Source organism: Kitasatospora sp. NPDC032121 (assembly GCF_055580145.1).
Window position 1 is genome coordinate 850,155 of the sequence record NZ_JBVILX010000001.1, and the last position, 17,079, is coordinate 867,233.

20 protein-coding genes and 1 other RNA gene are annotated in these 17,079 nt (G+C 73.3%); 11 read left to right on the top strand and 10 right to left on the bottom strand.

Annotated features, from left to right (window positions below):
• Nucleotides 1-220: 220 nt before the first annotated feature.
• The 3 genes from panB to ACZ5OX_RS03855 all read left to right on the top strand — a co-directional run bounded on the left by panB (nucleotide 221) and on the right by ACZ5OX_RS03855 (nucleotide 3,111).
• Nucleotides 221-1,090, top strand: a complete 870-nt coding sequence (panB, locus tag ACZ5OX_RS03845) for a 3-methyl-2-oxobutanoate hydroxymethyltransferase (protein WP_465628590.1) — start codon at nucleotides 221-223, stop codon at nucleotides 1,088-1,090.
• 168 nt (nucleotides 1,091-1,258) lie between these two features.
• A complete protein-coding gene (locus ACZ5OX_RS03850) occupies nucleotides 1,259-2,281 on the top strand; it encodes an ATP-binding cassette domain-containing protein (protein ID WP_465628591.1) in 1,023 nt (340 codons plus the stop codon).
• Nucleotides 2,278-3,111, top strand: a complete 834-nt coding sequence (locus ACZ5OX_RS03855; protein ID WP_465628592.1) for an ABC transporter permease — start codon at nucleotides 2,278-2,280, stop codon at nucleotides 3,109-3,111. Before ACZ5OX_RS03850 ends, ACZ5OX_RS03855 begins: the two co-directional genes overlap by 4 nt.
• Before the next feature lie 169 nt (nucleotides 3,112-3,280).
• Here the strand turns inward: ACZ5OX_RS03855 and ACZ5OX_RS03860 are convergent, their stop codons facing one another.
• Complete coding sequence (locus ACZ5OX_RS03860) at nucleotides 3,281-6,760, bottom strand: AfsR/SARP family transcriptional regulator (RefSeq protein WP_465628593.1); 3,480 nt, start codon at nucleotides 6,758-6,760, stop codon at nucleotides 3,281-3,283.
• A 197-nt stretch (nucleotides 6,761-6,957) separates the two neighbouring features.
• Between ACZ5OX_RS03860 and ACZ5OX_RS03865 the strand changes: the two genes are divergently transcribed.
• Nucleotides 6,958-7,773 carry a site-2 protease family protein gene (locus ACZ5OX_RS03865; protein WP_449789245.1) on the top strand — a complete coding sequence of 272 codons (816 nt, stop codon included), beginning with the start codon at nucleotides 6,958-6,960 and terminating at the stop codon, nucleotides 7,771-7,773.
• A 23-nt stretch (nucleotides 7,774-7,796) separates the two neighbouring features.
• Here ACZ5OX_RS03865 and ACZ5OX_RS03870 read toward each other — a convergent pair whose 3' ends face one another.
• Both ACZ5OX_RS03870 and npdG read right to left on the bottom strand, forming a co-directional pair.
• Entirely contained in the window at nucleotides 7,797-7,982 is a 186-nt protein-coding gene (locus ACZ5OX_RS03870) for a hypothetical protein (protein WP_392869538.1), read from the bottom strand.
• A gap of 164 nt (nucleotides 7,983-8,146) precedes the next feature.
• Nucleotides 8,147-8,839 (bottom strand): NADPH-dependent F420 reductase, encoded by a 693-nt coding sequence (npdG, locus tag ACZ5OX_RS03875; RefSeq protein WP_465628594.1) that lies wholly within the window; start codon nucleotides 8,837-8,839, stop codon nucleotides 8,147-8,149.
• A 47-nt stretch (nucleotides 8,840-8,886) separates the two neighbouring features.
• Between npdG and ACZ5OX_RS03880 the strand changes: the two genes are divergently transcribed.
• Together ACZ5OX_RS03880 and ACZ5OX_RS03885 are read left to right on the top strand one after the other, a co-directional pair.
• Nucleotides 8,887-9,573: a hypothetical protein gene (locus ACZ5OX_RS03880; protein ID WP_465628595.1), complete on the top strand. Its 687-nt coding sequence runs from the start codon at nucleotides 8,887-8,889 to the stop codon at nucleotides 9,571-9,573.
• A 124-nt stretch (nucleotides 9,574-9,697) separates the two neighbouring features.
• Nucleotides 9,698-11,035: an MFS transporter gene (locus tag ACZ5OX_RS03885; RefSeq protein WP_465628596.1), complete on the top strand. Its 1,338-nt coding sequence runs from the start codon at nucleotides 9,698-9,700 to the stop codon at nucleotides 11,033-11,035.
• A 33-nt stretch (nucleotides 11,036-11,068) separates the two neighbouring features.
• Here ACZ5OX_RS03885 and ACZ5OX_RS03890 read toward each other — a convergent pair whose 3' ends face one another.
• The 3 genes from ACZ5OX_RS03890 to ACZ5OX_RS03900 form a co-directional block, all read right to left on the bottom strand.
• Nucleotides 11,069-11,332, bottom strand: a complete 264-nt coding sequence (locus tag ACZ5OX_RS03890) for a type II toxin-antitoxin system RelE family toxin (RefSeq protein WP_465628597.1) — start codon at nucleotides 11,330-11,332, stop codon at nucleotides 11,069-11,071.
• Nucleotides 11,325-11,594, bottom strand: a complete 270-nt coding sequence (locus ACZ5OX_RS03895) for a type II toxin-antitoxin system Phd/YefM family antitoxin (RefSeq protein WP_465628598.1) — start codon at nucleotides 11,592-11,594, stop codon at nucleotides 11,325-11,327. Before ACZ5OX_RS03895 ends, ACZ5OX_RS03890 begins: the two co-directional genes overlap by 8 nt.
• Before the next feature lie 68 nt (nucleotides 11,595-11,662).
• Nucleotides 11,663-11,890, bottom strand: coding sequence for a hypothetical protein (locus tag ACZ5OX_RS03900; protein ID WP_392869546.1), 228 nt, complete (start codon nucleotides 11,888-11,890; stop codon nucleotides 11,663-11,665).
• A gap of 146 nt (nucleotides 11,891-12,036) precedes the next feature.
• Here ACZ5OX_RS03900 and map point away from each other — a divergent pair, with 146 nt between their 5' ends.
• Complete coding sequence (map, locus tag ACZ5OX_RS03905) at nucleotides 12,037-12,882, top strand: type I methionyl aminopeptidase (protein ID WP_449789241.1); 846 nt, start codon at nucleotides 12,037-12,039, stop codon at nucleotides 12,880-12,882.
• 51 nt (nucleotides 12,883-12,933) lie between these two features.
• Here the strand turns inward: map and ACZ5OX_RS03910 are convergent, their stop codons facing one another.
• Nucleotides 12,934-13,629, bottom strand: a complete 696-nt coding sequence (locus tag ACZ5OX_RS03910; protein WP_392869550.1) for a bifunctional DNA primase/polymerase — start codon at nucleotides 13,627-13,629, stop codon at nucleotides 12,934-12,936.
• Nucleotides 13,630-14,059: 430 nt separating this feature from the next.
• Between ACZ5OX_RS03910 and ACZ5OX_RS03915 the strand changes: the two genes are divergently transcribed.
• Both ACZ5OX_RS03915 and ACZ5OX_RS03920 read left to right on the top strand, forming a co-directional pair.
• Nucleotides 14,060-14,278 (top strand): hypothetical protein, encoded by a 219-nt coding sequence (locus tag ACZ5OX_RS03915; RefSeq protein WP_392869552.1) that lies wholly within the window; start codon nucleotides 14,060-14,062, stop codon nucleotides 14,276-14,278.
• Nucleotides 14,279-14,320: 42 nt separating this feature from the next.
• The gene (locus ACZ5OX_RS03920) at nucleotides 14,321-14,518 is read left to right on the top strand and encodes a hypothetical protein (RefSeq protein WP_449807234.1); all 198 of its coding nucleotides are present in this window, start codon (nucleotides 14,321-14,323) and stop codon (nucleotides 14,516-14,518) included.
• A gap of 65 nt (nucleotides 14,519-14,583) precedes the next feature.
• Here ACZ5OX_RS03920 and ACZ5OX_RS03925 read toward each other — a convergent pair whose 3' ends face one another.
• Complete coding sequence (locus tag ACZ5OX_RS03925) at nucleotides 14,584-15,267, bottom strand: PadR family transcriptional regulator (RefSeq protein WP_465628599.1); 684 nt, start codon at nucleotides 15,265-15,267, stop codon at nucleotides 14,584-14,586.
• A gap of 154 nt (nucleotides 15,268-15,421) precedes the next feature.
• On the opposite strand from ACZ5OX_RS03925, the gene ACZ5OX_RS03930 reads away from it, so the two are divergent.
• Nucleotides 15,422-15,820, top strand: a complete 399-nt coding sequence (locus ACZ5OX_RS03930) for an ACT domain-containing protein (protein ID WP_465628600.1) — start codon at nucleotides 15,422-15,424, stop codon at nucleotides 15,818-15,820.
• Between the two features lie 98 nt (nucleotides 15,821-15,918).
• Complete coding sequence (locus ACZ5OX_RS03935) at nucleotides 15,919-16,176, top strand: Prokaryotic metallothionein (protein ID WP_449789237.1); 258 nt, start codon at nucleotides 15,919-15,921, stop codon at nucleotides 16,174-16,176.
• Nucleotides 16,177-16,224: 48 nt separating this feature from the next.
• Here the strand turns inward: ACZ5OX_RS03935 and ACZ5OX_RS03940 are convergent, their stop codons facing one another.
• Both ACZ5OX_RS03940 and rnpB read right to left on the bottom strand, forming a co-directional pair.
• Nucleotides 16,225-16,458, bottom strand: coding sequence for a hypothetical protein (locus tag ACZ5OX_RS03940; protein ID WP_465628601.1), 234 nt, complete (start codon nucleotides 16,456-16,458; stop codon nucleotides 16,225-16,227).
• Nucleotides 16,459-16,671: 213 nt separating this feature from the next.
• An RNA gene (gene rnpB / locus ACZ5OX_RS03945) (RNase P RNA component class A) lies at nucleotides 16,672-17,069 on the bottom strand.
• Nucleotides 17,070-17,079: the final 10 nt, after the last annotated feature.

A 17,079-nucleotide genomic window follows, 5' to 3' on the forward strand; every position in this document is an offset into this window, starting at 1 on the left:
GGCCGATACGATACGAGCCGAATCCGTTTCGTAAAGGGCGGGCAAATTCGGGAGGCTCCCGCGCACCCCGGCCCGGGGCGGCCCACACGCCCGGTGTGTCCCGGATCGCACCGGGACGACCGCACCCCTCTTTGCGCCGGAGCCGGGGCGTGCAAGCATGGAGGTGATCCGGGGACGCCGCACGGCGCCACGAGACGACAACCCTTCAGGAGTCCGTTCGATGAACGCTTCTACGCCTTCGCCTGCCCAGAACCAGGCGTCGACCACCTCCCTCTACGGCGGGGTCACCAACCGCCGGGTCACCGTCCGCGACCTCGCCGCCGCCAAGCAGCGCGGCGAGAGGTGGTCGATGCTCACCGCCTACGACGCCCTCACCGCGGGCGTGTTCGACGAGGCCGGCATCCCGGTGCTGCTGGTCGGCGACTCGGCGGGCAACTGCCACCTCGGCTACGAGACCACCGTCCCGGTGACCATGGATCAGATGGTGATGCTCTCCGCCGCCGTCGTCCGCGGCACCAAGCGGTCCATGATCGTCGCCGACCTGCCGTTCGGCTCGTACCAGGAGTCCCCCGCGCAGGCCATGCACAACGCGGCCCGGCTGATGAAGGAGGCCGGGGTCGGCGCGGTCAAGCTGGAGGGCGGGGAGCGCAGCGCCCGCTCGATCGAGCTGCTGGTCGAGGCCGGCGTCCCGGTGATGGCCCACATCGGCCTCACCCCGCAGTCCGTGCACGCCCTCGGCGGCTACCCGGTCCAGGGGCGCGGCGACGAGGCGGCGCACCAGTTGCTGCGCGACGCCAAGGCCGTCCAGCAGGCGGGCGCCTTCGCGGTGGTCCTGGAGGCCGTCCCGGCCGAGCTGGCCGCCCAGGTCACCGAGCAGCTGGCGATCCCGACCGTCGGCATCGGCGGCGGGCCGGACACCGACGCCCAGGTGCTGGTCTGGACCGACATGGCCGGCATGACGGCCGGCCGGGTGCCCAAGTTCGTCAAGCAGTACGCCGACCTGCGGACCGTCCTCGGCGACGCCGCCCGGGCGTACGCCGAGGACGTGCGCACCGGCGCCTTCCCGGCGGCGGAGCACAGCTTCCACTGACGCGACGGCGCCTTCCGCCGACGCACACGGCCCCACGGCCCCGCTCCCCAGCCCGGAGCGGGGCCGCTGTCGTGCCCGCGGGCGCGGCCGAGAACCGGTGACAGCGGCCTGACAGCGGACGGGGCGGGCCGACAGGGAGCTGACAGCGGCGGCGGACAGCCTGGGGGCATGACACGAATCGCGACGGCCCCGAACGACCGGGGAACCACCTCCGCACACGCCGTGGAGGTGCACGGCATCGTCAAACACTTCGGTGGGACCAAAGCCCTCGACGGGGTCGACCTCACCGTCAGGGAGGGCACCGTCCTCGGCGTGCTCGGCCCCAACGGCGCCGGCAAGACGACCCTGGTGCGCATCCTCTCCACCCTGATCAAGCCGGACGCCGGCACCGCGTACGTCGGCGGCTACGACGTGCTGCGCCAGCCCAAGCAGCTGCGCCGCACGATCGGGCTCACCGGCCAGTACGCCTCCGTGGACGAGCTGCTCTCCGGGTACGAGAACCTCTACCTGATCGGCCGGCTGCTCGACCTCTCCCGCCGCGACGCCAAGGCCAGGGCCACCGAGCTGCTGGAGCGCTTCTCGCTCACCGAGGCCGCCAAGCGGACCGCCAAGACCTACTCCGGCGGCATGCGCCGCCGGCTCGACCTGGCCGCCAGCATGATCGGCCGCCCCCGGGTGCTCTACCTGGACGAGCCCACCACCGGCCTGGACCCGCGCACCCGCAACGAGGTCTGGGACGAGGTGCAGCGGATGGTCTCCGAGGGCACCACCGTGCTGCTGACCACCCAGTACATGGAGGAGGCGGAGCAGCTCGCGAACGAGCTGACCGTCATCGACCGCGGCCGGGTGATCGCCAACGGCGCCGTCTCCGAGCTCAAGGCCAAGGTCGGCGGCCAGACCCTCCAGGTGCGCCCGGCCGACCCGGCCGAGCTGCCGGACATGGCCCACTGCCTGCGGGACATCGGCATCACCAACGCCACCGTGTCCACCGACACCGGGCTGCTCGCGGTGCCGATCACCGACGACGCGCAGCTGACCGCGGTGATCGGGGTGCTCGGCACCCGCGGCTTCGCCATCGCCGGCATCGACACCAAGGTGCCCAGCCTGGACGAGGTCTTCCTCGCCATCACCGGCAAGCCCGCGTCCGCCGCGGACACCGCCCCCAGCCTCGCCAAGGAGCCCGTCGCATGACCACCGCCACGCTCGCCCCCGCACCGGACCGCACCACCCGGCCGTCGGCGGAGGACAGCCGGATCGGCCTGGTCGGCACCCTGCGCCACGTCGGCGCGCTGACCCGGCGCAACCTGATGCGGATCAAGGCCGACCCGGAGTCGATGTTCGACGCCGTGCTGATGCCGATCATCTTCACCGTGCTGTTCGTCTACGTCTTCGGCGGCGCGATGGCCGGCGACCAGGACACCTACAAGCAGTACCTGATCCCCGGGCTCCTCGGGCAGACCGGCCTCACCCTCGCGATGGCCGTCGGCACCGGCCTCAACAGCGACTTCCAGACCGGCGTGATGGACCGTTTCCGCACCCTGCCGATCGGCCGGTCCTCGGTGCTGCTGTCCAAGATCGCCGCCGAGACCCTCCGCGGGCTGCTCTCCTTCGCGATCCTGATCGGCTTCGCGATGTGCATCGGCTTCGAGGTGAAGACCGGTCTGCTGGAGGTGCTGGCCACGATCGGCCTGGGCCTGGTGTTCGGCATGTCGATCGTCTGGATCTCGATGCTGCTGGGCATGGCCCTGCGCAGCGCCCAGGCCGTCCAGGGCGTGGCCATGCTGGTCCTGATGCCGATGCAGTTCGGCAGCTCGATCTTCGCCCGGACCGACACCATGCCGGGCTGGCTGCAGGCCTTCACCAAGATCAACCCGCTGTCGGCGCTGGCCGACGCCTCCCGCTCGCTGCTCAACGGCGAGGGCCCGGTGGCCCATCCGGTGATGATCGTGCTGATCTGGTCGGCCGCCGTCACCGCGGTCTTCGCCCCGCTGGCGGTCGCCCGCTTCCGCAAGCGGACCTGACCCACCCGACCACCGTCGGCCCCGCGGGCGAAAGGCCGACGGGCAGGACGGCCGGCCGCCCGGGACAGGCGCCGGCCGACGTACGGGCCCGTGCGGCCGGTGACCAGGGGACGGGCGCCGGCCGTACGGGCTCGACCGCGCGGCGCCGCACCGGCTCGACCGCGCGGGCTTAGCCGATCAGCCCCTCCAGCACCTCGAAGACCTGCTCCTGGGTCATCCCGACCCCGCCGGCCCGGGCCTCCTCGTACCCGGCCCCGCCCAGCAGCTCCCGCAGGACGGCCTCGGTGCGCACCCGCTCGGCCCGGTCCAGGTAGCCGCCCTTGGGGCCGTTCAGGCCGCCGTGCGCGGCGCTCAGCACGGCCGCCACCCGGGCCCGCTCCAGGTCCCCGTCGCGCTGGGCGAAGGCGCACAGCACCGCCGTCACCGCGGGCACCACCAGGACCGTCATGTGTTCGGCGAAGCCGCTCGCCGCCGTCACCGCCCGCAGCTGCCGCCAGCCGTCGCGCAGCAGCTCGAACCCCGCCTCCGGATCCCCGGCCCGGGCGATGATCCAGCCGCGGGAGCTCCGCAGCATCCCGCTCACCAGGCTCGGCGCGAAACCGCCGACCCGGACCGTGTCCAGCCTGTCCAGCTCGGCCAGCGCCTGCGCGAACTCGCCGCGCTGGGCGTGGATGCCGCAGAGCGCCATGTGACCGAACATCAGTGCCCCGGTGGTGGACTGGTTGAGGCCCGGGGTGTCGATCGAGGCCAGCGCCTCGCGGATGACCCGCTCGCCGCGGTCCATGTCGTGCTCCAGGAGGGCGCTGCCCAGGTTCACCCGCAGGATCGGCACCTCCTGCGACGCGCCCAGCTCCTCGATCAGCTCGATCGCCCGCGCGTACGCCTCGGCGGCGGCCGCGGACTCGCCCCGGTTGGCCAGCGACTCGCCGTGCGCGGACAGCGCCTGGGAGATCCCCCAGAGGTCGCCCGACCGCTCGTACAGCTCCAGCGAGCGCTCGCCGTCCACGATGCTCTGCTCCGCACCGCTCGGCCAGTCGTTCATCATCCTGGCCCGCACCTGGAGGATGAAGGCCAGGTCGCTCACCTCGCCGTACTGCTCGCAGCCGCGGACGGCGTCGTCGATCAGCTCCTTCATCACGTCCGTGCGGCCGGCCAGGAAAGCGCCGAACACCCGCATCAGCCCGGGGAAGCGGTAGGCCTGCGGCAGGTCCGGGGTGTAGGCGTCCATCAGCCGCTGGGCGACCCGGATCGCCTCCGGGTCGCCCAGGACGTCCAGGTTGCCCTCGAACAGCCCGATCAGCCGGAACATCGCGAGCAGCCGGCGGGCCTCCTCGACCACCCCGGCGGACAGCGGCAGCTCGTACGCGAAGACGCTGCGCTCCAGCGGCACCGGCCGCGGGGCGTCCGGGCCGAACGGGTCCGGGCCGAGCGCGGCGACCGCGTTGTACCAGGTGCGCGCCTCCAGGCTGTAGCCGCGCAGCGACCAGTACCAGCTCATGCCCACCGCGATGAGCAGCGCCTGCTCCTCGTCCCGCAGGTCGATCGCCCGGCGCAGCGCCGTCCGGATGTTGTCCTGCTCGCGCTCCAGCACGGCCAGCCAGTGCAGCTGCCGGGGGCCGTGGATCTGCCCGTCGGAGACGGCGACCAGGGTGCGGAAGTGCGCCAGGTGGCGGGCCTCGGTGGCGGTGCGCTCGGCGGCGGACTCGGCGAGGCGCTCGGTCGCGTACTCGTGGATGGTCTCCAGCATCCGGTAGCGCGGCAGGCTGGCCCCGTCCAGGTCGGCCACCAGCAGGGACTTGTCGACGAGTGACAGCAGCAGGTCGGCGACCTCGCCGGAGGCCACCTCCACGCCGTCGGCGCAGACCGTCTCGGCGTCCTCCAGCTGCCAGCCGCCCGCGAACACCGAGAGCCGGCGCAGCACCGCCCGCTCCCGCTTGCCCAGCAGGTCCCAGCTCCAGTCGACCACCGCGCGCAGCGTCTGCTGGCGCGGCAGCAGGGTGCGGCTGCCCGCGGTGAGCAGCGCGAACCGGCCGTCCAGCCGGTCGGCTATCTGGCGCGCCGTCATCACCCGCAGCCGGGCGGCGGCCAGTTCGATGGCCAGCGGCAGCCCGTCCAGCCGGCGGCAGATCTCCGCGCAGGCCTCCGGGTCGCCCTGCGGGTCGAATCCCGGACGGGCGGTGGCCGCGCGCTCGGCGAACAGCCGCAGCGCGACCGGGTCGGGCAGCGGCTCGACCGGCAGCACCGTCTCACCGGGCACGCCCAGCGGCTCACGGCTGGTGGCGAGCACCGTCAGCCCGGGACACTCGGCGAGCAGGGCGTCGGCGAGGTCGGCGGCGGCCTGGATCAGGTGCTCGCAGTTGTCCAGGACGAGCAGCATCCGGCGGTGGCGGCAGTGCTCGACCAGCCGGCGCACCGGGTCCTCGGCCCGCTTCTCGATCACCTCGGCGACCATGCTGGTGCTGTGCAGCACGATCTCGCGCAGGCCGAGCGCCGAGACCACGGCGGCGGGCACCGCGTCCGGGCTCTCCAGCGGGGCGAGTTCGGCCACCCAGACGCCGTCCGGCCAGCCCCCGGCGGACTGTTCGGCGCGGCCGGCCTCGGTCGAGAGGCTGGTCTTGCCGGAGCCGCCGGGGCCGGTCAGGGTCACCAGTCGACGGTCCGTCAGCATGCCGCGCAGCGCGGCGAGATCGTCCTCACGGCCGACGAAGCTGGTCAGCCGGCCGCGCAGGTTTCCGCCGGGGCGCGGGAGTTGGGGCGCGGGTGCGGCGTCGGGCCCGGGGGGCGGGGTGCCGGCGGGCTCCGGCTTCGGCGCCCGCTGCTCCGCGGGGGCTGCGGGAGTTGCGGGGGTTGCGGGGGCTGCGGGCGTCGGGGGCGTCGCGGGCGTCAGGGGCGTCGCGGGCGTCAGGGGCGTCGCGGGCGTCGGGGGCGTCGCGGGCGTCGGGGCGAGCAACTCGGCGTGCAGGGCGCGGAGTCCGCGGCCCGGATCGACGCCGAGCTCCTCGGCCAGCGCGCGCCTGGTCCGCTCGTAGTGGCGCAGCGCCTCGGCCGTCCGCCCGCTCCCGTGCAGCGCCCGGATCATCAGCAGCTGCAACGGCTCGTCCAGCGGCTGCCGTTCGCACAGCTCGGCCAGTTCGGCGACCAGCTCCGCGGCCCGGCCGAGGCCGAGGTCGGCGGTGATCCGGTGGCGGCGGGCCTCCTCGCGCTGGACCTCCAGCCGGACGGCCGGGCCGCCGCGGTCCGGCAGGTCGGCCAGCGCGGGGCCGCGCCACAGGGCCAGCGCCGCGCGCAACCTCTCGGCGGCGAGCGCGTCGTCCCCGGCGTCCAGGGCGCGGCGGCCCTCGCCGGTCAGCCGCTGGAAGTCGGCGAGGTCGGAGGCCGGGCCGGTCAGCCAGTACCCGGCCGGGCCGGAACCGACCTCGTCCCGGCCGATGGTGCGGCGCAGCCGGCCGACCAGGGTCTGGAGCGCGGCGGAGGAGTCCTGCGGCGGATCGGCGTCCCACACCTCGTCCACCAGGAGGTCGGCCGGGACCGGACGGCCCTGCCGCAGGGCGAGGGCGCTGAGCAGGGCCCTCAGCCGGGCGCCGCCGATCGGCACCGGGGTGCCGTCGTCGTGGTGGGCCGTCGTCGTCCCGAGGATGCCGTAGTACACCGGACCATTCTGGTCGATCGCCGGGGGAAGGGTCGCACATTTGTCCTGGGCCCCTCCCCCGGCGGACGCGTAGGGTGGAACGCCACCGCGCTCCCGGACGTTCACCGGGAGCCGCTTGTCCGGCCACCGGACCGCCCGGCATGATCGATCACGGTCCGAACCCGATCCTCTTCCCCTGCCCACGGAGCACCCACACCATGACCTTCGCCGCCACGCCGCGCTCCCGCAGCGAGGACCGCCGGATCAGCCCGGTGTTCTGGGTGCTCCTCGCCGTCCTCGGCACCTCCGGCTGGGCGGTGTACCAGGGTTACGGCAACGCCTCGTTCGGGGTGTTCCTGTTCGTGGTCGCGGGCTGGATGGTCTCCCTCTGCCTGCACGAGTACGCCCACGCGCGCACCGCGCTGCACGGCGGCGACATCACCGTCGGCGCCAAGGGCTACCTCACGCTCAACCCGCTGAAATACGCCAACGTACTGCTCAGCTTCGTGCTGCCGATCGTCTTCGTGATCCTCGGCGGCATCGGCCTGCCCGGCGGCTCGGTCTGGATCGAGCGCCACCGCATCCAGGGCCGGCTCAAGCACAGCCTGGTCTCGGCGGCCGGCCCGCTGGTCAACCTGCTCATCGCGGCGGCGCTGCTGATCCCGATCGGCGCGGGCTGGCTGGACGACCCCACCGTGCACGCGTACTGGAACGGCTACGAGCTGATCATCTCGCCGTTCTCCGGCGCGCTGGGCTTCCTCGGCTTCCTGCAGCTGAGCGCCGCGGTGCTGAACCTGCTGCCGGTGCCCGGGCTGGACGGCTACGGCATCGTCGAGCCCTGGCTGTCGTACAAGACCCGGCGCGCGGTCGAGCCGTTCGCGCCGTACGGGATGCTCGCGGTGTTCGCGCTGCTGTGGCAGCCCCAGGTGAACCAGTTCTTCTTCGGGATCGTCCACGGCCTGATGACCCTGTTCGGCGTGGACCAGGACTACGCGACGCTCGGCCGGTACCTGTTCAGCTTCTGGAAGAACTAGCCCCGGCTGGTTGCCGGGCCGGCTCAGCCCTGCTCGGCAACCGCGGCGGCGATCTTGGCCCGGCGGCGGTTCATCCACAGCACGTTGCTGGCCACCCCGGCCAGCGGCAGCCAGATCAGGCCCAGCCAGAAGCCCTGGACCAGCGAGACCACGAGGGCCACGAGCGCGAGGACGACGGCGGCCAGGGCGAAGACGGACGTGCGAGGCATGGCGGAAGGCTCCTAGAACGGGTGCGGGCGGCCGGGTCACGGCCGCCACCCATTGTCGCCGACCTCACCTCCGGCGCCGGGCCAGGGGTGAGGTCGACACGGCCGTCGGGCCCGTCCTGTCGATCAGGACGGACCCGGGGACGACCGGTAGGACGGGCCGTCGCTCAGACGTCGGTGATCCGCAGGCCCGCGTGGGCCTTGTAGCGGCGGTTGACCGAGATCAGGTTGGCCACCAGCGCCTCCACCTGGTGGGCGTTGCGCAGCCGGCCCGCGAAGACGCCGCGCATCCCGGGGATGCGGCCGGCCAGGCCCCGGACGATGTCCGTGGCCTCCCGGTCGTCGCCGAGCACCATGACGTCGGTGTCGATGGACTCCACCGACTCGTCCTGGAGCAGCACCGCCGACAGGTGGTGGAACGCGGCGGTGACCCGGGAGTCCGGCAGCAGCGCGGCGGCCTGCTCGGCGGCGCTGCCCTCCTCCGGCTTCAGCGCGTACGCGCCCTGCTTGTCGAAGCCCAGCGGGTTGACGCAGTCGACGACGATCTTGCCCGCGAGCTCCTCGCGCAGCGCCGTCAGGGTGGCGGCGTGGCCGTCCCACGGGACCGCGATGATCACCACGTCGCTCTCCCGGGCGACGGTGGCGTTGTCGGCGCCGCGCACGCCGACGCCCAGCTCGGCCGCCGAGGCCTCGGCCCGGGCGGCGTCGCGGGAGCCGATGATCACCTGCTGGCCGGCCTTGGCCAGCCGCAGGGCCAGGCCCCGCCCCTGGTCGCCGGTGCCGCCGAGGACACCGACCACCAACTGCGAGACGTCGGGTACCTCGTGGGCCGGGTTTGTCGCTGAATCGAGGGAAGTCATGGGCCGATCCTGCCAAATCCCGGGCCCCGCGGGACATCCTGGGCCGCATGGACGCGGTGAGAGTTTCGGCACTCCGGGAACGGCTGACGGGAACGGGCTGGCTGGAGGCGGTCGGCGGCTTCGCCGGGGCGCTGCGCCGATCGGTGGACCGGCGCGGGGCGAGCGGGCTGCTGCTGGTCGGCACCGAGACGTACGAGCCCTGGCACCTGGCCGCCCACCTGGACGACCAGGCCGCCTGGTCGGACGTCCCCGGGCTGGCACCCACCCTGCTGCGGCACAGCCCGCCGGCCGACGCCCCCGCCCATCTGACGCACGATCTGCGCAGACTCGCCGAGGCCGGGCGCGGCGCCACCGTGCTGCTGGTGGTCCCGCGGACGGCCGGCGCCCCGCTGCTGGAGCGGGTGCACGACGCCCGGCGGCACGGCGCGACGGTGCTGGCGCTGGACGGGGGCGGGCCGGGCGGGCCCGGTGAACCCGGCGGCCTCGGTGGCCTCGCCCGTCCTGGCGGTCACGGCGGTCTCGACGGTCTCGGCGGTCTCGACGGTCTCGACGAGCTCCGCGAGCTCGCGCACGAGCGGCTGGTCGTCGGCACCGCCGCCGAGGAGCCCTTCGACCTCGCCCAGCACCTGGTCAGCGCCGCCGCCGGGCAGCGGCCCGGCCGCCGCTCCGTCCGGGCCCGGCTCGCCGACCTCGCCGGGCGGCTGACCTCGACGCCCGCGATCAGCCGCTGGTAGCCGGGGGCGGCCTGGGGCGGCCCTTCGGTCCGTCGGCACCTGTCGGTCCGTCGGCACGTGCCGGTCCGTCACCACGTGAAAACCCTTTGCGGAAGGCGTGACCACCACCCGAGGATGATGGTTCGTGAACGTCGACGAACCCCCGCATCCCCCCGTGCCCGGACGCGCCCGGAAGCTGGTGCGCTCGCTGACGCCCGACCTGTCCCCCTGGCGCGCCTCCCGTGACTTCCGCTACCTGTGGACGTCCGGCTGCGTCACCAGCTTCGGCAGCTTCCTGACCTTCATCGCCGTACCGATGCAGATCAAGGAGCTCACCGGCTCCTCCTTCGCGGTCGGTCTGATCGGCGCCGTCGAACTCGTCCCGCTGATCGTCTTCGGCCTGTGGGGCGGCGCCCTCGCCGACGCCCTGGACCGCCGGAAGCTGGTGCTGCGCGCCGAGGCCGCGCTCGGCCTGCTGGCCGGGCTGCTGCTGCTCAACGCCCTGCTGCCGCACCCGCTGCTCTGGCCGGTCTATGTGGTCGCCGCACTGGCCGCGGCCGCCGACGGCCTCCAGCGCCCGGCACTGGACTCGCTCACCCCGCGGGTCGTCCCGCACCAGCACCTGACGGCCGCGTTCGCCCTCAAGTCGCTCTACCACAACGTCGCCTCGATCGCCGGGCCGGCGCTGGCCGGTGTGGTGGTGGCCTTCGCCGGGGTGCAGACCGCGTACGCGCTGGACATCCTCACCTTCGCCGCCTCGCTGCTGCTGCTCGTCCGGATCAAGGCGGTGCCGCCGCCCACCGGTGCCGAACGGCCTTCCGTCCAGGCGGTGTTGAACGGCGTCCGGTACGCCTGGAGCCGCAAGGACCTGCTCGGCACCTACGCGATCGACACCTGCGCCATGCTGTTCGCCTACCCGGTGGCCGTCTTCCCGTTCCTGGCCTCGGAGTTGGGGGCGGACTGGGCGCTCGGGCCGATGTACGCGGCCTCCGCCCTCGGCGCCCTGCTGGTCGGCGCGACCAGCGGCTGGACCTCCCGCGTCCACCGGCACGGACGGCTGCTGGTGGCCGCCGCCGTCGGCTGGGGCGGGGCAATGGCACTCGCCGGCCTGTCCGAGCACATCTGGCTGGTACTGCTCGGCCTGGCGCTGGCCGGCGGCGCCGACGAGATCAGCGGGCTCGCCCGCTCGACCATGTGGAACCAGTCCATCCCGGACGAGCTGCGCGGCCGGATGGCCGGCGTCGAACTGCTCAGCTACTCCGTCGGTCCGCAGCTCGGCCAGGTCAGGGCCGGCACCATGGCCGGAATGATCGGCGTGCGCGCCGCAGTCTGGAGCGGCGGCGTGGCCTGCGTCGTCGCCGTGCTCGCGGTCGCCGCCGCCCTCCCGAAGCTGCTCGCCTACGACGACCGCACCGACCCCCACGCCGCCGCCGTCCGCGCCGCCCATGAACACGCCGAGCCCGAGGCCACCCCGGCGACGTGACCGGCACCGCGCCCCGGGGCTACTCGACGCCCGTCAGGGGCCGTAGATCGTGGAGCGGTGGCCGACGTGGACCACCCACACCACCAACTGCCCGTTGTCGACCGTGTAGACGATGCGATAGTCACCCACCCGCAGTCGCCGCCGGTCGGGCTGCGAGACGAGCGCGGTGGTGCTGAAGCCGAACGGATCGCTTTCCAGCTCGGTCAGCTTGGCCAGGATACGAAGCGCCATGTCGCGGGGGATCTTCCGGAGTTCGGCCTGGGCCTCCGGCCGGAAGACGGTGCGGTACTCACTCACCTCGGGCCAGCGTCTCCCTCATGACGTCCTCGATCGGCACGCCCGGCGCGGGGTTGGCCATCCGCTCGTCGATGATCCGGTTGATCTCGCGCTCTTCCCACCGCTGGTACTTCCGCAGCACCTCGATCGACACGACGGCGGCGACCTCCTTGCCGCGACGCGTGATCACGGTGGGCACGTCGTCCCGGTCGGCCCGCTCGACGACCTCGGCCAGGTGCGCGCGGACATCGCGGATCGACTCTATGGGCAGCGGCTGCGTCATACGCCCAAGTGTACATAAGAGCGCAGGTGTACACATGGGCCGATCGAGTCGGTGTCGCCGGCCCGGGGTTACTCGGCGTCGTCCTTCGGCTGGTCGCTCCAGCGCGGGTCGTTCTGCCACTCGCGGTTGCGCTCGTCGGCGATGCGCAGGGCCTGGGCGGCCTCCTCGGGGCTGGCGTAGGGGCCGAGGCGGTCCTTCGCCGGGCACTCCGGGCCCTCTTCGACCTTGTCGTGCTTGATGCAGTAGAACCACTCGCCGGGCTTGCCGGTCGGCTTGCGGTTGAATCCGAGGGGCATCGCGCTCTCCTGTTCAGAAGGCCGGAAGGACCGGGTCGGTACCGATCATTCCCTGCCCTGGGCCGGGATGCACACCGCCCTGGACCGGCCAGGGACCGGCAGGGATCGCCCAGGGTCCGGCTCGGCCCGGCGACTAGACTCGCGGCATGGCTCTCGTACCCGGCATCCAGTCCCCCATCCGCAAGGTCCCGGCGAACATCGCGCGCCCCGAGTACGTCGGCAAGCCCGCGCCGACGCCGTACACCGGGCCCGAGGTGCAGACCGCCGAGACGATCGAGAAGATGCGGATCGCGGGCGGGATCGCCGCCCGGGCGATGGAGGAGGCGGCCAAGCTGATCGCCCCCGGTGTCACCACCGACGCGCTGGACGCCGTCGCCCACGCGTACATGTGCGACCACGGCGCCTACCCGTCCGACCTCGGCTACCGGGGCTTCCCCAAGTCCGTCTGCACCTCGATCAACGAGGTGATCTGCCACGGCATCCCGGACTCGACCGTGCTCCAGGACGGCGACATCGTCAACATCGACGCCACCGCGTACATCCACGGGGTGCACGGCGACCTCAACGCCACCTACCTGGTCGGCGACGTGGACGAGGAGTCCCGGCTGCTGGTCGAGCGCACCCGGGAATCCCTCAACCGGGCGATCAAGGCGGTCAAGCCGGGCCGTCAGATCAACGTCATCGGGCGGGTCATCGAGTCCTACGCCAAGCGCTTCGACTACGGAGTGGTGCGGGACTTCACCGGGCACGGCATCAACACGTCGTTCCACTCCGGCCTGATCATCCCGCACTACGACAGCGAGCGGGCCACCGAGGTGATCAAGCCGGGCATGACCTTCACCATCGAGCCGATGCTGACCCTGGGCACCTACGACTACGAGATCTGGGAGGACGGCTGGACCGTCGTCACCAAGGACCGCAAGCGCACCGCCCAGTTCGAGCACACCCTGGTGGTCACGGCGGACGGCGCGGAGATCCTCACCCTGCCGTGACCCGCGGCGCCGCGACCCGCGCAGCGGTGTCCGGCGCCGCCCGGTGGGCGTCTAGCCGATCAGCCACTGCTCCTCGGCGACGGCGCCCACCTCGGTGCAGGCGTCGGTGAGCACGTCCAGGACGCGCAGCGGGTCCGGCAGCGGCTGCTCGGGCCCGCGCAGCCACCGCACGTGGGAGCCGTCCGGCAGCGCGGCCGGCGGCAGCAGGGTGTACGAGCCGCGGCAGTGCCAGCGCAGGCCGGGGTGCTCGGACATGGTGTCCGGGGTGGAGTCGAGCGCGCTCGGCCACCACTCATCCTCGTCCTGCGGGGTGCCGCGGGTGGCGGTGAAGAAGAGGTAGCGGTCCTCGCCGACGGCGGCGACCGGGCCCTCGACGCCCAGCGCCGTCAGCCGTTCCAGCGCCAGCCGGCCGGCCTCCGCCGGGACGTCCAGCACGTCGTGCACCCGGCCGGTGGCGGTGACGAAGTTGGCCTGCGGGTCGCGGGCGAGCCAGCGGGAGAGCTGTTCGGGGTCGGTGGTGGCCTGGGTCTGCCAGGCGAAGGAGACCGGGTGCTGGGCGGGGGCCGGGCAGGCCACCCGGTCGCAGGAGCACCGGTAGCCGGCCGGGTGGGTGGCCGGCGCGAGCGGGAATCCGGCGCGCACCGCGCCGAGCAGCTGATCGAGTCCGGCGGCCGGGTCGTCCGAGCCCCCCGCCCGCTGACGATCACGCTTCTGCCACCAGGTCGTCCACCTGCTGCCGGCTTCCATCGGGCCCCTTCCGCGCAACTGCCGTGCCTGGTGCGACACAGCGTTCGACGTACCACTCGACGCAACGCACGGCGCCCCCGGCTGCTTCCCGGGGTGCTCGGCCCTGACGTCCGCGCCCTGCCGGCCGCGGCCCGGGGTCACCGGACGGCCGACGCCCGGGTCACGGTACGCAGTCGCGGCAGCACGCTGTCCGCGCCAAGTCGGCCGGAGGGCGCGCGGATTCGCGCCTCGCCCGGCCCGTACGGGGCCCGCTGACCCGGGTGGACCCCGAGGGCGTAACAGGAAGGATAAGGGTGCGGAGGGCTTCCGGATGACCGGGGGCGGTGCCTCTCCGGTCACACTCCCGGCGCGGCCCCGGTCGCTCCGGGACCACTCCCGGGCCGGTGCCGGGCCGGCCCCGGCTCCCCGGCGGAGGTGAGACCCTGGGGGGATGAAGAGCGCGGACACCGAATTCGTCGGCGGCCCCCTGGACGGAACGATCCTCCCGATCCCGCTGGGGCCGATACTCGGCGTGCCGAAGAAGTACAAGGTCCCGGTCCCCGCGCACGGCGAGGCCCCCGCACGCACACTGGTGTACGTCCGGAGCAAGCAGGTTCGGGGCCTGAGCTGGTTCTGGCGCTACGAGTACGACGAGGCGGCCTCCGGCTGACGGCCGCCCCCTTCCTCCGCACGCTCCCCCCGGGAGGTCGGCATGGCGAGGACGGTACGGCACCCGAGGAGCCGCTCCCGGGCGGTCGAGCACCACAACCGGCAGGTGGCCGGCGTCACCGGGCTGCTGCTGCCGGCGGTGTGCGTCCACAGCGTGGTCATCGGGCCGAGCGCCTGGCTCTGGTTCGGCTGGGCGGTGCTGCTGCTGGTGTGCGTGGCACTGTTCGTGGTCCGGCCGTGAGGCCCTCCGCCTGACCGCCCGACCCCCGGACCGCCCGGGCAGCGACACCGCCCACCCCGTCCCGGTCAGTCATCCTCGGCGAGGATGAGGTACAGCTTCTTGCGGGCCTCGGTCAGCACCGTCAGCCCCTTGGCGCGCTGCGCCTCGGTGCCGGTGGCCATGACCTGGCGGATCGCCTGGTCGACGGCGGCGAGCGCCTGGCCGACCTCCTGGACGGCCTCCCAGTCGACCTCCCGGCCGGCTTCCGCCCACGGCTCGGCCGGCCCGGCGTCGGCCTCGGCCCGGCCCGCCTCGGTGAGCGAGACCAGCCGCTTGCCGCCGACCTCCTCCGCGGTGATCAGACCCTCCTCCTCCAGCAGCTGGAGGTTGGGGTAGATCGACCCGGGACTGGGCCGCCAGGCCCCGCCGGTCCGCTCGGTGATCTCGGCGATCATCTCGTAGCCGTGCATCGGCCGCTCCTTGAGCAGCGCCAGCAGCGAGGCCCGGACGTCACCGCGCCGGGCCCGCCCGCCGCGCCGCCCGTGCGGACCACCGCGCCGGCCACCGTGCCCGCCGAAGCCGTGCCCGTACGGGCCGCCCATCGGCCGGCCGGGGCCGCCGCCGAACGGCGGGCCGAACCCGCCGAACGCCTCCCGGCCCTCGGCGCCCTGCCCGGGCATCCCCCGGAACTCCGGGCCCGGGCCGCGGCGCCGACCGCCGCCGCGCGGGTCCTCCCAGCGGAATCGCCTTCCCTGACGTTCTGAGCGCATCGCGCCCACCTCCTCGAATCCCAGAGGTTCAACGAGGCAGTCGAGTCACTGTCTCGATAGTTCGACGATATATCGGTGACTATCGCTCGTCAACGGATTCCGACACGCCCGCGGAGCACCGCGCATCCCCCGCCCAGCCGCTACGGTGGCGGGCATGGCCGCAGAACGAGACCTCGCGACACTGCTGCGCGCGATGAGCCCGCAGCTCAACCCGGGGCGGTACGTCTACTGCACGCTCCCCGCGCGGGTGCCCGCCGGCATGCGGCCGGTGGTGACCGTCGCCGAGCCCGAGGGGGTGACGATGGTGGTCGCCCAGGAGGAGGCGGACGCGCTCGGGCTGCGCTACGAGTACGTGGCGGCCTGGATCACCCTGCGGATCCACTCGGCACTGGAGGCCGTCGGACTCACCGCCGCCGTGTCCGGCCGGCTCGCCGAGGAGGGCATCAGCTGCAACGTGGTGGCCGGCTTCCACCATGACCACCTGTTCGTCGCCGCCGACGACGCCGACCGCGCCCTCCGCGCCCTGGAGGAACTCTCCGCCCGTTCCGCCTGACGGCGACGCCGAGTGGCCGTCTCCCCGGGAGCCTCCAAGACTGGAGGTGACCGCGCGACCACCCCGGGCCGCGGCCCCACCGGAAGGAGACGGCCGCCATGGCAATCTGCGTCACCTGCGGCAACGACTACTGGCTGGCCTTCGAGATCAAGACGGTCACCGGCGACACCTACACCTTCGACAGCTTCGAGTGCGCGATGGAGAAGCTCGCGCCACGCTGCGAACAGTGCCACGTCCGCATCGTCGGCCACGGCGTCGAGGTCGCCGGCATGTTCTTCTGCTGCGCCAACTGCGCCCGCGTCAGCGGCGGCCTCGGCGACCAGATCCGCGACGCCGTCGGCGCCCACCCCGCCTGAGACCGCCATGCCCGCCCCGGCCGGGGCGGGCATCTCCCGTTCGGGGCGTCACCGCGTCGCCGAGGGCGGGGGGACCGCGCACTCCTGGTCGTACTTGTGCTGGAGGTCGGACAGCCGCTTCTCGTCGTACGACAGCTGTCGGCGGTCCGCGGCCAGTCCCGCCTCGGCCTCGGAGACCCTCACCGGATCGGGAGGGTTCTGGGCGTTCAGCTGCGCGAGCCGGGTCTGGTCGTCCGCCACCGCCGTCTGGTCGCGGTCCACCGCGTGCTCGGCCGTGGTCATCCACACCCGCATGCGACCGCACGTGTCCTGTGCCGGAGGGGCCATGGTCGCGCCCCCTTCCTCTCGGATTCGGGCGTTGCCCGCTGCCTCCATCGTGGCGCCGCCCCGCCGCGGCACGCATCCGGAGCTCCCCGGAGGCGCCGGACCGGGCATGACGAAGGGCCCTGCGACCTGTCGTTTCCGCAGGTCGCAGGGCCCTCGTGAAGCCAGGGGCGGAAGAGTCGACCTGTACGCCGGGTTCTGTCTCCCGGGTTGCTCACGCGGCCCGGGGAGGCGGCCATCCATCTAGGGCTGCCGTTGCCGACAGCCTCGTGCGGTCCACCCGCGGACTCGGGCGAGCAGCCTTCGAACGTCCGCGCACGGTGCCCGAGGGCACCGATCTTGACCTTGCTCCAGGTGGGGTTTACCTAGCCGGCCGGGTCACCCCGGTCGCTGGTGGTCTCTTACACCACCGTTTCACCCTTACCCACCACGAAAAGCGGTGGGCGGTCTGTTTTCTGTGGCACTGTCCCGCGGGTCACCCCGGGTGGGCGTTACCCACCACCCTGCTCTGTGGAGCCCGGACGTTCCTCGGCGGGTCTGGGACCCGTCGCGACCGCCCGGTCGGCTCTTCCGCCGTAG

Excerpts from the sequence above, each read along its gene's own strand:
- panB (WP_465628590.1), top strand. The coding sequence starts at position 221 with ATGAACGCTTCTACGCCTTCGCCTGCCCAGAACCAGGCGTCGACCACC.
- ACZ5OX_RS03910 (WP_392869550.1), bottom strand. The coding sequence starts at position 13,629 with ATGGAAGCCGGCAGCAGGTGGACGACCTGGTGGCAGAAGCGTGATCGT.
- ACZ5OX_RS03920 (WP_449807234.1), top strand. The coding sequence starts at position 14,321 with ATGGCGAGGACGGTACGGCACCCGAGGAGCCGCTCCCGGGCGGTCGAG.
- npdG (WP_465628594.1), bottom strand. The coding sequence starts at position 8,839 with ATGACTTCCCTCGATTCAGCGACAAACCCGGCCCACGAGGTACCCGAC.
- ACZ5OX_RS03865 (WP_449789245.1), top strand. The coding sequence starts at position 6,958 with ATGACCTTCGCCGCCACGCCGCGCTCCCGCAGCGAGGACCGCCGGATC.
- ACZ5OX_RS03850 (WP_465628591.1), top strand. The coding sequence starts at position 1,259 with ATGACACGAATCGCGACGGCCCCGAACGACCGGGGAACCACCTCCGCA.
- ACZ5OX_RS03900 (WP_392869546.1), bottom strand. The coding sequence starts at position 11,890 with ATGCCCCTCGGATTCAACCGCAAGCCGACCGGCAAGCCCGGCGAGTGG.
- map (WP_449789241.1), top strand. The coding sequence starts at position 12,037 with ATGGCTCTCGTACCCGGCATCCAGTCCCCCATCCGCAAGGTCCCGGCG.
- ACZ5OX_RS03870 (WP_392869538.1), bottom strand. The coding sequence starts at position 7,982 with ATGCCTCGCACGTCCGTCTTCGCCCTGGCCGCCGTCGTCCTCGCGCTC.
- ACZ5OX_RS03935 (WP_449789237.1), top strand. The coding sequence starts at position 15,919 with ATGGCAATCTGCGTCACCTGCGGCAACGACTACTGGCTGGCCTTCGAG.
- ACZ5OX_RS03915 (WP_392869552.1), top strand. The coding sequence starts at position 14,060 with ATGAAGAGCGCGGACACCGAATTCGTCGGCGGCCCCCTGGACGGAACG.
- ACZ5OX_RS03930 (WP_465628600.1), top strand. The coding sequence starts at position 15,422 with ATGGCCGCAGAACGAGACCTCGCGACACTGCTGCGCGCGATGAGCCCG.
- ACZ5OX_RS03855 (WP_465628592.1), top strand. The coding sequence starts at position 2,278 with ATGACCACCGCCACGCTCGCCCCCGCACCGGACCGCACCACCCGGCCG.
- ACZ5OX_RS03880 (WP_465628595.1), top strand. The coding sequence starts at position 8,887 with ATGGACGCGGTGAGAGTTTCGGCACTCCGGGAACGGCTGACGGGAACG.
- ACZ5OX_RS03895 (WP_465628598.1), bottom strand. The coding sequence starts at position 11,594 with ATGACGCAGCCGCTGCCCATAGAGTCGATCCGCGATGTCCGCGCGCAC.
- ACZ5OX_RS03940 (WP_465628601.1), bottom strand. The coding sequence starts at position 16,458 with ATGACCACGGCCGAGCACGCGGTGGACCGCGACCAGACGGCGGTGGCG.
- ACZ5OX_RS03925 (WP_465628599.1), bottom strand. The coding sequence starts at position 15,267 with ATGCGCTCAGAACGTCAGGGAAGGCGATTCCGCTGGGAGGACCCGCGC.